The organism is Neiella litorisoli (assembly GCF_014773395.1).
In the GTDB taxonomy this organism is placed as follows: Bacteria; Pseudomonadota; Gammaproteobacteria; order Enterobacterales; family Neiellaceae; genus Neiella; species Neiella litorisoli.
The window spans coordinates 21274-34382 of record NZ_JACXAF010000008.1 but is presented as its reverse complement, the minus strand read 5'-3'; the positions used below and the strand labels follow the sequence as shown (position 1 = coordinate 34382).

Annotated in this window: 11 protein-coding genes; 2 read left to right on the top strand and 9 right to left on the bottom strand. The window is 50.6% G+C overall.

Annotated elements, in window-relative coordinates; genetic code table 11:
- Positions 1-93: 93 nt before the first annotated feature.
- The 3 genes from IC617_RS07360 to IC617_RS07350 all read right to left on the bottom strand — a co-directional run bounded on the left by IC617_RS07360 (position 94) and on the right by IC617_RS07350 (position 3191).
- On the bottom strand, positions 94-858 hold the full coding sequence (locus IC617_RS07360; RefSeq protein ID WP_191144344.1) for a hypothetical protein: 765 nt from the start codon (positions 856-858) through the stop codon (positions 94-96).
- A gap of 67 nt (positions 859-925) precedes the next feature.
- The gene (locus IC617_RS07355) at positions 926-1615 is read right to left on the bottom strand and encodes a sensor histidine kinase (RefSeq protein WP_191144343.1); all 690 of its coding nucleotides are present in this window, start codon (positions 1613-1615) and stop codon (positions 926-928) included.
- Positions 1616-1628: 13 nt separating this feature from the next.
- Entirely contained in the window at positions 1629-3191 is a 1563-nt protein-coding gene (locus IC617_RS07350) for a tetratricopeptide repeat-containing response regulator (protein WP_191144342.1), read from the bottom strand.
- A 107-nt stretch (positions 3192-3298) separates the two neighbouring features.
- Between IC617_RS07350 and cysB the strand changes: the two genes are divergently transcribed.
- Complete coding sequence (cysB, locus tag IC617_RS07345; RefSeq protein WP_191144341.1) at positions 3299-4273, top strand: HTH-type transcriptional regulator CysB; 975 nt, start codon at positions 3299-3301, stop codon at positions 4271-4273.
- On the opposite strand, the gene IC617_RS07340 is transcribed toward cysB, so the two are convergent.
- The 3 genes from IC617_RS07340 to pabB all read right to left on the bottom strand — a co-directional run bounded on the left by IC617_RS07340 (position 4274) and on the right by pabB (position 7758).
- Positions 4274-5644 (bottom strand): L-serine ammonia-lyase, encoded by a 1371-nt coding sequence (locus IC617_RS07340; RefSeq protein ID WP_191144340.1) that lies wholly within the window; start codon positions 5642-5644, stop codon positions 4274-4276.
- A 120-nt stretch (positions 5645-5764) separates the two neighbouring features.
- Positions 5765-6352, bottom strand: a complete 588-nt coding sequence (locus tag IC617_RS07335; RefSeq protein WP_191144339.1) for a CoA pyrophosphatase — start codon at positions 6350-6352, stop codon at positions 5765-5767.
- Positions 6352-7758, bottom strand: a complete 1407-nt coding sequence (gene pabB, locus IC617_RS07330) for an aminodeoxychorismate synthase component I (protein WP_191144338.1) — start codon at positions 7756-7758, stop codon at positions 6352-6354. The genes IC617_RS07335 and pabB overlap by 1 nt, the downstream gene beginning before the upstream one ends.
- 119 nt (positions 7759-7877) lie before the next feature.
- Between pabB and IC617_RS07325 the strand changes: the two genes are divergently transcribed.
- Positions 7878-9407, top strand: a complete 1530-nt coding sequence (locus IC617_RS07325) for a fumarate hydratase (protein WP_191144337.1) — start codon at positions 7878-7880, stop codon at positions 9405-9407.
- 73 nt (positions 9408-9480) lie between these two features.
- Here IC617_RS07325 and IC617_RS07320 read toward each other — a convergent pair whose 3' ends face one another.
- The 3 genes from IC617_RS07320 to pta form a co-directional block, all read right to left on the bottom strand.
- Entirely contained in the window at positions 9481-10368 is an 888-nt protein-coding gene (locus IC617_RS07320) for a MaoC/PaaZ C-terminal domain-containing protein (protein WP_191144336.1), read from the bottom strand.
- A gap of 101 nt (positions 10369-10469) precedes the next feature.
- Positions 10470-10943 (bottom strand): methyltransferase family protein, encoded by a 474-nt coding sequence (locus tag IC617_RS07315; protein ID WP_191144335.1) that lies wholly within the window; start codon positions 10941-10943, stop codon positions 10470-10472.
- Positions 10930-13074 (bottom strand): phosphate acetyltransferase, encoded by a 2145-nt coding sequence (pta, locus tag IC617_RS07310; RefSeq protein WP_191144463.1) that lies wholly within the window; start codon positions 13072-13074, stop codon positions 10930-10932. The genes IC617_RS07315 and pta overlap by 14 nt, the downstream gene beginning before the upstream one ends.
- Between the last annotated feature and the right edge of the window lie 35 nt (positions 13075-13109).

The window sequence follows — 13109 nt, the reverse complement described above, 5'->3', positions numbered from 1 at the left end:
TGACAAAAACCACCGCAAGTTGCGGTGGTTTTTTTATGCCTTGTTCGAGGCAAAAAAAACGGGCTTTTCAGCCCGCTTAGTGAATAATTTGAATTACCATTTTTTCTTGTTGAAAATCAGGTCGTCTTCGTCTGATTTGCGTTTCAGCTTGGCTTGATTCTCTTCTTCAACCTTGCGGTTAACGGCGGCCAGTTCAGCCCTCAAGGCTTCGATGTCACTGATTTTCGCCGCAATATATTCATCGGGAACAGTGACGGCGGAGATGACGGTTTCTGCTTTATCAAGCATTTGGCGGCAAGAGCCGTATTGCTTGGTTAGCATAGACGCGGTTGCGCGCGACATTAAGTTTTCCAAGTTAATCCGAATCAGTAAGCGGTCGATGCGTTTCTCTTCATCGACAAATACGGCTGGTGAAACCTGCCCTTTGTTGTGCTCGGCACGGATTAGCAAGCGCAGCTTTTTCAGCCCCTGCAACAAAGCAATGGCTTGCTTTTCATTGTCCGGCACCTGAAAGGCGCGCTCGGAGATCTCGCTGTAGCTGCTATCGAGTTCTTTTAGCTGGCCGTTGATGTCTTTTAAGCGACGATTGACTTCATCGGTACTTTGTACTTTCTGCCAGGCTTGCAGCGAGTTAACAACGCGCGTCAGCAGTACCCGCATCAGCTGTTTACTCATCGGCATTTTGCTACTCAGTAGCATGACATCTTCGGTTTCATCGATGATGGCTTTTTGACGAGCTATTTCTGTACGGCGCTCAGTGTTTTGACGTTCTTTTTGTTGTTGCATCACATTGACGATGATGACAAGAAAGATGAGTGCCACAATCAGCGCTACAATTATGATTGCCGTACCAGTCATTAGACCATTATCCTGTACATTAAGTTTTTGTATTCCAAGGCTCTATACTCTATCGAAAAGCGGTCCGTTAGGGTAGCGTTAATGTAAATACGCTGCCGCCAAAGTGACCTCCGTTAGAGAGTTTAATATTACCTTGAACCGATTTATTTTTGTGTGAACGTGCGATCAATCCGGCAAAGTATAAACCCAAGCCGGTGCGGCCATTTTTAATATCCAACGACTGCAAATCACTGGTTGTATCAAATGCTAGCATTTGTTCAGGATAGCCACTGCCGTCGTCTTCAATCATGATTTCCAACATCTGCTGATCATTGACTCTGGCGCTCAGCAGCAACTTGTTATTGCAATATCTCAGCGCATTGTTGACCACATCGGTCAGCAAGTTATTGATCAAATCGCCATCGAGATACCATATCAAGTCGGGATCGACATCGGTGTCGATGACAATTTCCTTACTTTCAAGGTATAGAGCATTTTTGGCGATTAATTCGTCGAATAGATCAGAAACAAAATATTCTTCGATGGTGAGCGGGAGGCGTTGACGCTCCATCCGATACAAACTGAGCAACTGCATCAGGTTGGTATTTACCCGATACGCCTCATAGTGAAGCTTGGCTAACTCTTGCTGTTGTTCTGCAGGAAGATCATTGTTGTCTGCGAGCTGCTCGATGGATTGCAGCAACATAAACAAGCTGTTTTTCATGTCATGCACGCAAGCGGCGAGCACGGTTGAGAAATCTAACTGATGTTCGGACATGGATTGATTCCTGCTACAGCTGATGAATCTTACTCTTCAGCATTTGATATCGCTTATATCTTGGATTATTCGGTTGTAAAAATCGCTGTTGATCCAATAATGTGGTGCATTCATCACGAACTTTCATCCGATCGGTGCCCGGCGGCAAGTGTTTCAACAGTGCTTGCACCAAATTAAGAGTAATCGCCGTGCTGGCCGGATTGCTGGCGATGGCATCTCGAAAGCTGGCAATTGCGGCAACATAATCACCCGCTTCATATTGTTTAATGCCACGAACGTTCTCAGTGCTTTTAGCGGCGATTTGTTCACGCTGCTGATGCTGCTCACGGGATTGCCGTAATTGTTGCTCGACATGTTCTTTGTGCTCATCCATGCCCGTCTGCTGCAAACCCTCTTGAAGCATGGCTAAGGTCAACTCGTCTTGTTGTTGCATTAGTGCCGGAGCTTGCTCGTATACTTGCGTCAACAACTCCTCTGCTTGCTTATGAGAGCCTTGAACTCGGGCCATCTGTGCTTGCAAAATTAAGCCCTGACAGTGGTGCCGCTCATCGATTTTGTGGCGGCTAAACCGAGCCAGCTGGTCTTGCGCCTCGGCAATTAAACGACGTCGATTCACGCCTGATTCTGCTTCCGCATGGCCAATCAACATATTCAGGTATTTCACGTTATCATCTGGCTCGGCTTGCACTGAGTGAATGCCAAGCTCATGGATGTGGCGTAGTGCTCGCAGTTCGGCTTGCTGGTCGCTGCTTAGCTTGGCGATTTGCGCGGCGATTCGTTGGCGCTTAATCGAGCGTGGTGAGATGGCGATGGCTTGCTTAATAAAATCATACGCTTCGGGGTATTGCCCTTGCGCCATGTAACATTTGGCGAGCAGCTCCATGGCATCAACCGCTCTGCTGTTGTCGGCTAGTACTTGCTTTGAAACATCAATACAGGCATCGATTTCGGCCAGCATAAAATGGCTTTCTGCCAAACCCTGCAGCGCCCAGCGCGATGCCCGCACGTCGACCATTTGTTGGTAAATGGCCTTGGCTTCGGCGGGCTTTTCCTGACGCAGTAAAATTTCAGCCAAGAGGCGATAGCAGGCACCAGCATAGCGGCTTTTGGCTTTAATGTGGCCGGCACAACGTTTGCGGGCTAGGGCGTAGTCATGCTGACCAAGTGCTTGGTAGATATCGGATAGTTCTGATTTTTGTTGCAGCAAGCGAGTCAGCCGAGTTCTCAGATTAGCCTTGTTAATTGGCTTCGACAGATAATCATCAGGACGAAATTCCAGCGCTCCCATGACCATGCTGAGAGATGTCTCTGCAGTGATCAACACAAACACGGTATCGGCTCTTAACCAGCCGCGCAGGCTAATTTCTTCAAGCACTTGCTGGCCGTTTTGTTGCTTGCCCAAGTTGTAATCGCACAACACGATATGGTGTCGATTTTGTTGATAAAGGGCGACTGCCTCTTCCCCGTTTTTGGCCAAATCAACCGTGGCACAGCCAAAGCCATCGACCATGGAACGCAATGACAGCCGAAATTCGGCGAAATCATCAACAATCAGTACCTTTTTTTGACTAAACAAGTCGTACATGCAGTTAAATTGTTATTCCATTGAGTAGGAGAAAAGGATACGGTTTCTTACACTGAAGTTTAATGATCTGCTCACAGTTAGCAAATTGAGGGTACAAAATGAAATTGCAGCAGCTTCGATACATCGTGGAAGTTTTCAATCACAACCTCAATGTTTCCGCTACCGCAGAAAGTCTTTACACCTCTCAGCCCGGCATCAGTAAACAAGTCAGAATGCTTGAAGATGAGCTTGGCGTACAAATTTTTGGTCGCAGCGGCAAGCACTTAAGCCATGTCACCCCTGCCGGTCAGCAAATCCTTGAAGTGGCCCGTTCGATGCTAGAGCAGGCCGATAGCATTCGCGCTATTGCCAGTGAACATACCCGACCGGACGAAGGGTTATTGAATATCGCAACGACCCACACCCAAGCTCGTTATGCATTACCTGAAGTAATCAAAGGCTTCATGGAGCGGTTTCCCAAAGTCAGCCTTAATATGCATCAGGGAACTCCGGCGCAACTAAGTGAAGTGGCGGCTCGCGGTGAAGCCGATTTTGCCATTGCCACCGAAGCCATGCATTTGTATCAGGATTTGGTGCGCCTGCCTTGTTACCACTGGACACGATCGCTAGTGGTGCGGCCCGACCATCCGCTTGCTAGGAGCAGTAACATCACCATTGATGAGCTAGCTGAATACCCGTTGGTCACCTATGTCTTTGGTTTTAGTGGCGGCTCGGCATTGGATGAGGCATTTGCCAGAGCCGGCTGCAAGCCCCATATTGCGTTTACAGCAACAGACGCTGATGTTATTAAAACCTATGTTCGCCTTGGCTTGGGCGTTGGTGTGATCGCCACCATGGCGATTGATCCGGTCGTGGATAAGGATTTAGTGACGATTCATACCGAACATTTGTTTGAGCGCAGCACGACCAATATTTGTTTCCGCAAAGGCACCTTCATGCGTGGTTACATGTATGATTTCATCGAGCGATTCGCACCGCACCTGAATCGAGACTTAGTCGATCAGGCGATTGCTGCCAATTCACCCGAAGAAATGGATGCCTTGTTTGCTGATATTGACTTACCAGTGCGGTAATTAACACTCAATGACATTCACCGCCAAACCACCTCTGGCGGTTTCTTTGTATTTGGTTTTCATGTCGCGGCCGGTGTCTCTCATGGTTGTGATCACCTTATCTAATGGCACCTTGTGATCGCCGGTGCCGCGCATCGCTAACCGAGCTGCATTAATTGCTTTAATTGCACCCATGGCATTGCGCTCAATACATGGCACTTGCACTAAGCCGCCAATTGGGTCACAGGTCAGCCCGAGGTTGTGCTCCATACCAATCTCAGCAGCGTTTTCGATTTGACCGTTGCTGCCGCCAAGTAGCGCCGTTAGGGCCGCTGCAGCCATTGAACAAGCCACTCCAACTTCACCCTGACAACCGACTTCTGCGCCTGAAATAGAGGCATTGTGCTTGTACAACGAGCCGATTGCGGTGGCCGTTAGGAAGAAAGTTTCTAGGGTGTCATCATCCAATTCGCCGACAAAATGCTGATAGTACGCCAGCACCGCAGGAATGACGCCTGCTGCACCATTCGTTGGCGCGGTCACCACTCTGCCGCCGGCGGCGTTTTCCTCGTTAACGGCGAGGGCATAGAGGTTTACCCAGTCCATGGCATTAAGCGGATCTTGATTGGTTTTTTGTTCTGCTTTGAGTTGTCGTGCTAGTAGTGGCGCTCTGCGTTGTAATTTTAACCCTCCCGGGAGGACGCCTTGGGTGCGACAACCGCGAACAATGCATTGCTCCATGACCTCAGCGATCGAGCGGATGTGATTGATGATTTGTTCATAATCACACCATGCTTGCTCATTTGCTTGCATGATCCCCGCGATGGTCATGCCTTGTTCGCGGCAATGGGCCATGAGTTCGGCGCTGGTTTCGAATGGAAAAGGTAACGCCGCGTCATTGTTTTGAGGCTCAAGTTGGCCGAATTGCTCGGTGGTGACAACAAAACCACCGCCAATGGAGTAATAATCCTGACTCAACAGCAGTTGCTGATCGTCAAAGGCTTGCAAGCGCATGCCATTGCTATGTTGAGGCAAGGTTTGACGGTGGTGAAACACAATTGCGCCTTTTCTTGGAAAGCGGACAATATGCTGCTGTTTCAAGGCGATGCGTTGGCTGCTTTCGATGTCGGCGAGCAATGCTGGGATCCGATCGACATCGACCGTTTCAGGCTCTAGCCCGAGCAACCCGAGAATCACCGCTTTGCCTGAGCCGTGGCCTTTGCCGGTTTGCCCAAGGGAACCGAACAGTTCACATTTCACCTGAGTAACGGCCATTAATTGCTGGTTTTGCTCAAGTTGGTTGACAAAATCGGCTGCGGCTCGCATTGGGCCAACGGTATGTGAACTACTGGGGCCAATGCCAACGGTAAACATGTCGCGGACACTAAACATAGGGTTTCTGATCCAGTTGTCGTGAAGCTAAATTACGTACGTGCATACTAACCTGTTGAGTCAGAATCAGGCGAGTTGTGATGGCAGAAGGTTATTGCTGGCGATTGGCAACAAATGTTGTCAGTCGCGCTCGGCGTTGCCGGGTAGACGGTACAGGTGACTGTAGAGGTTGTGGATGATGCCGGCGGTAACGCCCCAGATAAAACTGCCATTCCACGGGATCCAGTAGACGTCCAGTTGGCGCTGATTACGTCTGACCGTGTAGCGATAATGGTTACTCGGATCCATTAAATAATTCAGCGGCACTGAAAATGTAAAATCGACTTCATCAGGGTTAGGTGAGGGCTCGGGAGGTTGTTCGAACCAGCCCAGAAATGGCGTCACGGAAAAGCCACTGTTCGATACATAAACCGGCAGTTGGCCCCAAACCGAATCCGGTTGCACGCCAATTTCTTCACTGCATTCGCGCCATGCGGTAGCCTGCAGATCGTGATCATCGAGGTCATGCCGACCGCCTGGAAAGCTCACTTGGCCGCCGTGGTGGCGCAGGTGCTCGGCGCGCTGGGTAAACAACACGTGCAATTGTTGCTGACGCTCGAATAGCGGGATCACGACAGCGGCTTCATGCTGATAGCTGGCTTTGTGGTCATCAATTTGCAAGGGTTGCAAACTAAACCGAGTTAGGAACTGCTGTCGATTCGCTGTCATCATAAATCATTCAGCAAAGGTAAAATCCGGCTCACCTTATCATGGGTTTCCTGATATTCCGCTGAACATTCTGAGTCGGCAACCAAACCGCCACCGGCCCAGCAGAAAATGCGCTGACTGTTGTCACACAGTAATGTCCGAATGGTAATACTGGTATCCATTTGCTCTGATACTGAAATATAGCCGATTGAGCCGCAATAAATATTGCGCCGGTGTGGCTCTAACTCGTCAATAATTTCCATTGCCCGAATTTTCGGTGCGCCGGTAATCGAGCCGCCGGGAAAGGCGCCCTCAAGTAAATCATAGACATCGTGGTGCTCTGACAATTGCGCGGTGACCGTTGACACCATGTGATGGACTGACGGAAAGCTCTCGATGCCAAATAGAACCGGGACTTCAACACTGCCCGGAGCGGCCACTTTGCTGACATCATTGCGCAATAAGTCAACGATCATCAGATTTTCTGCGCGATCTTTCTCTGCGGACTGCAGCGCCTGAGCTTGCTTGGTGTCGCTGATTGCGTCATGGCCCCTCGGTCGAGTACCTTTAATCGGTTTGGTCTCAATGCGCAGCTGCTGGCATTCGATGAAGCGCTCGGGTGACAAGCTCAGCACTTGGCCCTTGCTGTTATTGATGTAGGCTGAAAATGGCCCCGCGTTATGTTGCCGAAGCGCTAGATAGGCACTGAATGGTTCGCCTTGGAACTGGCTTTGGTGGCGCTGAGCCAAATTCACTTGGTAGCAATCGCCAGCCAGCAGGTAATTCTGAACGGCATCAAATTTGTCGCTGTATTGGGCGTGAGACATATTGGATGACCATGGCGCAACCAACTTAAATGGCGTAGGCGCAGGCTCAGGTATCGATTGCTCAAGTTGCTGCTTGAAATGATGACAGGCGTGACGCTCTCCGATCAGATAAGCCTGCTGCTTGGTTTGATCAATGATCAACGCAGCTTCATACCACCCCACGGCCATGTCGGGGAAATCAATGTCAGCTTGTGCCTGATTGGGTAATCGCTCGAGGTATCGGCCTAAATCGTAGCCCCAAAAGCCAAGCCAGCCGCCATCAAAGCCTGCTGGGTTGTCGGTTGCTGGTTGCCAATGAAGTTGTTGCGCCAGCTGCCGCATGGCGGCAAACGGTGATTGCAGGTCAGATTCGGATAAAGTGGCAGATTCTTGGGGTTGGCCGACGAGCTTGGTTTGGCCCTGCTCGGTGAGCAGTTTTAAGCGCGGCGCCCAAGCCAGAATATGGTGACGGCTGTTGACGTGATGCTTGCTGGCCGAATCAAGCCAGATGAAATCCGGTTGCTGGTAAAAGCGTCGCGCGATTGCTTCTGGATCACCAAATTGGTGCCAGTCCAAACGTTCAATTGAGCCACGGCGCTGATGCAAAAATCTGTTCTCCAATTATTGACTTACCCGCTGGTAGCAACGGGTGGCGGAGGTTATCATAGCGCCAACGTGAAAAACATCTATACCCTCTAAAAACAAAATGGGACCAGAGCAACTGGTCCACGGAGATAACAATGACCATCATTCGCCAAGACGATCTGATTGACAGCGTCGCAGATGCGTTGCAATACATCAGTTATTACCATCCTCTTGATTTCGTCAATGCCCTTGCTGAAGCCTACGAAAAAGAACAATCGCAGGCGGCCAAAGACGCCATTGCACAAATTCTCATTAATAGCCGGATGTCAGCTGAAGGTCGGCGGCCAATTTGTCAGGACACTGGTATCGTCACTTGTTTTGTCAAAGTCGGGATGAAAGTGCAGTGGGATGGCGACTTAACACTGCAAGAAATGATTGATGAAGGGACCCGCCGAGCCTACAACAACCCAGATAACCCATTGCGTGCCTCGATTGTTGCCGACCCCAATGGCAAGCGCATCAATACCAAAGACAACACCCCTGCGGTGGTTCACACCGAGTTGGTCGCCGGCGACCAAGTGGAAGTCATGATTGCTGCCAAAGGCGGCGGCTCGGAAAACAAAAGCAAGATGGTGATGCTGAATCCGTCAGATGACGTTGTCGAGTGGGTGTTGAAAACCTTGCCAACCATGGGCGCGGGCTGGTGCCCACCAGGCATGATCGGTATTGGCATCGGCGGTACGGCAGAAAAGGCGGCCGTACTAGCCAAAGAATCGCTGATGGATCCGGTTGATATTCATGAACTGATTGCCAAGGGTGCTGACAATGCTGATGAGCAACTGCGCCTCGATTTGTATGACAAGGCAAACAAGTTAGGCATTGGCGCACAGGGCCTTGGCGGCCTCACGACTGTGGTTGATGTCAAAGTTAAAACAGCGCCAACTCACGCCGCCTCGAAGCCGGTGTGTCTGATCCCAAACTGTGCCGCGACCCGTCACGTTCACTTCCACCTTGATGGCTCTGGTCCAGCAGAACTGAAAGCGCCCAACGTTTCCGATTGGCCTGAGGTGACTTGGGAAGTTGGAGATAGCGTGCGTCGGGTGAATCTGAATGAGATCAGCAAAGCGGATATTCAAGAATGGAAAACCGGTGAAACAGTGCTGCTCAGCGGTACTATTTTAACTGGCCGAGATGCGGCTCATAAACGCATCCAAGAGATGCTCAGCAAGGGCGAGGGGCTGCCTGAAGGCGTCGATTTCACCAATAAGTTCATCTATTACGTCGGTCCGGTTGATGCAGTGGGCAATGAGGCTGTCGGTCCGGCAGGCCCGACAACGTCGACTCGGATGGATAAATTCACCGACATGATGCTGGCTGAAACTGGCTTAATCGGCATGATTGGCAAGGCCGAGCGTGGTCCGGCGGCAGTCGAGAGCATTAAGAACCACCAAGCCGTTTACTTGATGGCGGTTGGCGGAGCGGCGTATTTGGTGGCGAAGGCCATTAAGAAAGCCAAAGTGGTGGCCTTTGAAGACTTGGGTATGGAAGCAATCTATGAGTTTGAGGTTGAAGACATGCCGGTCACCGTTGCGGTCGATAGCACGGGTGACAACGCCCACGTACGTGGTCCGGCGCTGTGGAAAGCGAAAATTGAAGATTTAGATGCTGCTTTAAGCGAATCCTGATCTGCGTTGCAGCTGCGTTAACTACAAGGCCCTTGTATGAACATACAGGGGCCTTGTTGATTGTGAAGGGCGGTTAAAGACGATAACTACCGAGCATCAACAGGCGGCCATTTTCGTCTTCTAAGCGCAATGGTACCCGCTGCTGATGGGCTGCCGAGGAATCAAGTTGATGGAGCAAGGTATTAACCCCGCCGGGCAGTTTTAATGGTGCGGTAAAGCGAGCATCAATATCACTGATATTGGCTTGCAGGTTGTTTTGTAACACCTCAATGCTGCGAATAAAGGTGCCCATGCCATGCAATACCCGAGTGCCGAAGGGCGACATTTTACCGATCCATCGGCTCCAATGAATCGGATTAAAGTCGCCACTTAACAGGGCAAAGTCGCGGCCATCATGATCGCTTGAGCTCCAATGACCGATCACACTGAATGACTGCTGTACTTCAGGCTCTTTATGGCGTCTTTTGCTGGCGATACTCAGCGGGAACAACGTGTGCACTTGCAGCTCTGCCGCTAATTCATCATCGTAATAAATCCCGATGTTCTGAGTGACTCGGGCTTTTCCCGGCACTTCTCTGATCGAGCTGACGGAGACCTTGGCCGTCACTGGCGTTTCCCATGGGATCGGTTTGATCACCGTCATCCGGCAGCCTTGATTGATGACTTTACTCAAACGATAGCGCGATTGAGCCAACTGCTTAATACACAGCGGCATCGCTAACTGGAAGAAAATGTGGGTTGGGATGCTGGCGCTGTAGCGGCCTTTGTCGCATCCAGCCCATTCCATGTAGTGGTTAACCAAGCGTTCACTGGGGATCGCCAGCTCGGCTTCTAATTCGGCAAATGCCTGAGGGTTTTTATTGGCGATAGTGAAGGGCACTAACTCTCTGCCGATAACGCCAGCAAAAGACTTCAGCATAGGCCCTTGCTCTAACAGCAAGCTAACAGGTACTCGTTCCATGATGTACTCGGTAATCAATAACTAACAGAAGATCGGCAAACCAAGGCCGACCGCCAATTATACAAGAAATTCAAACATTAAATGCAAGATCTGCTGATCAATCAGAACCAGCGTCTGGTTTGCTGAGTGTATGCGCTGAATTGCGGGCCAAATTGGGCGGCCAGTGCGCGTTCTTCCGGCAAGATTTGGAAGCGTGTCATGTACAGCATAAACAGAAGGCTGATGATAACGCCAAGTGGCTGCAACCACCAAGCTGACCAGCCAAGCAAAGCGATCAACATACCTAAATACATGGGATTACGCGTATAGCGGTAGATCGCCGAGGTAACCAGTAACGAGGCTTGCTCTGGTGCTAGCGGATTAACAGTTGTTTGGTGCTGGCGGAATTGACGGACGCCACTGATGGCAATAACAAAGCCGACAATGGCGCAGGCAATGGCCAAAGTTGACCACAGAGGTTGGTGAGGAAAAGCGAGGTTGGATGCTGGGCTTATGGTGATCAGCCCAGCAGTAATGGCCACCTGCAACACAGGTGGCACTTTCAGTTCAAGTGCAGCAAGATTAAGCCTTGGCACTGGCTTCCATTTGCGTTGCTTGAATCGCTGTCAGCGCAATGGTGTAGACGATGTCTTCAACCAATGCGCCACGCGATAGGTCGTTTACTGGCTTGTTGAGACCCTGCAGCATTGGACCAATACTAATCAAGTCAGCGGAACGCTGAACGGCTTTGTACGTGGTATTACCGGTATTCAAATCAGGGAAAATGAACACCGTTGCTTTACCTGCAACAGGGCTATTTGGCGCTTTGCTGGCTGCCACGTTTTCCATCACTGCAGCATCGTACTGCAGCGGGCCATCAATAATCAGATCAGGGCGACGCTCTTGCGCAATGCGCGTGGCTTCGCGCACTTTATCGACATCAGAGCCGGTGCCACTGGTACCGGTTGAGTAGCTGATCATCGCCACTTTCGGATCAATACCAAAGGCCAGAGCGGATTCTGCCGATTGAATGGCAATCTCTGCGAGCTGCTCAGCATTTGGATCTGGGTTAATGGCGCAGTCACCATAAACCAATACTTGGTCCGGCAGTAGCATGAAGAAGATTGACGAAACGAGCGATGAGCTAGGCGCCGTTTTAATCAACTGCAGCGCAGGACGAATGGTATTGGCGGTGGTGTTCACAGCGCCAGAAACCAGCCCGTCGACGTCTCCCATTTGCAGCATCATGGTGCCAAGAACAACGGTGTCTTCTAAGTGTTCGCGAGCAACCACTTCTTCTAGGCCTTTGTGCTTACGCAACTCGACCATTGGCGCCACGTAGCTTTCTAGAATCGCCATTGGATCGAGGATCTCGACACTTGGTGGCAGTACCACACCTTGCTGCTCTGCAACACGATTGATTTCAGCAGGGCTACCCAGCAGCACTGGACGGGCAATACCGCGCTCAGCACAGATGGCGGCAGCGCGAATGGTGCGTGGCTCGTCACCTTCTGGCAGAACGATACGTTTGTTGGCACGACGAGCAAGCTCAGTCAGCTCATAACGGAAGGCTGGTGGTGATAGTTTGCGCGTTCCTTCAACGCCATCCATCAGCTCCATCAACCACTTGTTGTGGATGTACTGAGCCGCGTGCTCTTGGACTAAATGAAGACGCTCAGCATCGTCAATCGGCAGTTCGAGATTGAAGTTCTGCAGGCTTAGCGACGTTTGCCATGTATTGGTGTTGATCATCATCACCGGTAAGCCGCTGTCGAACGCTTGCTTACACAGATCCATCACATAAGGATTGGTTTCGTAACCACCGGTCAGCAGCAATGCACCGATCTCAACGCCATTCATGGCGGCCAAACAAGCGGCGACAACAACGTCATAGCGGTCCGCAGAGCTAACCAGTAGCGAGCCAGGCTTAAAGTGTTCAACCATGTTTGGAATGCTGCGCGCACAGAACGTCACGCTGCGCAGACGGCGAGTATCGGCTTGTCCTTTATTGAGGTATTTGGCATCAAGGTGTTCCGCCAAATCCGAAACTCGAGGAGCAATCAGATCGAAGTTCCACGGAATACAACCCAACAGCGGTACTTTCGAGCGACTAAACGCAGACTTAATCTTATCGATGTTGGCAGACAAGGTCGCTTCATGTTCATCGAACATTTCAGACAGATCTGGGCGGTTGCGGCCAATCTCGTCGACCGGCGCGCCAACTTTGTTGACGATAACGCCGAGAAGACGTTTGTTTTTACTACCACCTAAGTTGTTATAGGTGATCTCAACGCGCTCTTTCAAATCTTTGGCTTTGTCGCCACCTGGGATGGTGACAAAAACGATATCGGCATTTAATGCGGTTGCAATTTCAAAGTTCAGGCGAGTGGCGTATGTGTGACGGCGAGTCGGTACTAAGCCTTCAACAATAACCACTTCACCTTCAGAGCAATCGCGCTGATAGCGCTCGACAATGTCTTCGAGCAGGATGTCTTTTTTGTCGCCGCTGACTAAACCTTCGGCCATTTCCAACGGGATTGAGTCAATGACTGGAATACCAGTGGCATTGGAAACAATGCGCGTCGACAGTTCTGGGCCTTCGTAGCCAGGACGAGGCTGGCCGACAGGCTTGAAAAATGTGCTGGATAAACCCAAACGCTGGAATGCATGAAGCAAACCAAGGCTGATGGTGGTTAAACCAACGCCTTCGCCGATTGGGATCAGCATGATTGTACGTTGCACGGTTATATACCTCTATATTG

Bases quoted from the DNA above. Each gene is read 5' to 3' on its own strand.
- IC617_RS07325 (WP_191144337.1), top strand. From the start codon at position 7,878: ATGACCATCATTCGCCAAGACGATCTGATTGACAGCGTCGCAGATGCG.
- pta (WP_191144463.1), bottom strand. From the start codon at position 13,074: ATGCTGATCCCAATCGGCGAAGGCGTTGGTTTAACCACCATCAGCCTT.
- IC617_RS07335 (WP_191144339.1), bottom strand. From the start codon at position 6,352: ATGACAGCGAATCGACAGCAGTTCCTAACTCGGTTTAGTTTGCAACCC.
- IC617_RS07340 (WP_191144340.1), bottom strand. From the start codon at position 5,644: ATGTTTAGTGTCCGCGACATGTTTACCGTTGGCATTGGCCCCAGTAGT.
- cysB (WP_191144341.1), top strand. From the start codon at position 3,299: ATGAAATTGCAGCAGCTTCGATACATCGTGGAAGTTTTCAATCACAAC.
- IC617_RS07360 (WP_191144344.1), bottom strand. From the start codon at position 858: ATGACTGGTACGGCAATCATAATTGTAGCGCTGATTGTGGCACTCATC.
- IC617_RS07320 (WP_191144336.1), bottom strand. From the start codon at position 10,368: ATGGAACGAGTACCTGTTAGCTTGCTGTTAGAGCAAGGGCCTATGCTG.
- IC617_RS07355 (WP_191144343.1), bottom strand. From the start codon at position 1,615: ATGTCCGAACATCAGTTAGATTTCTCAACCGTGCTCGCCGCTTGCGTG.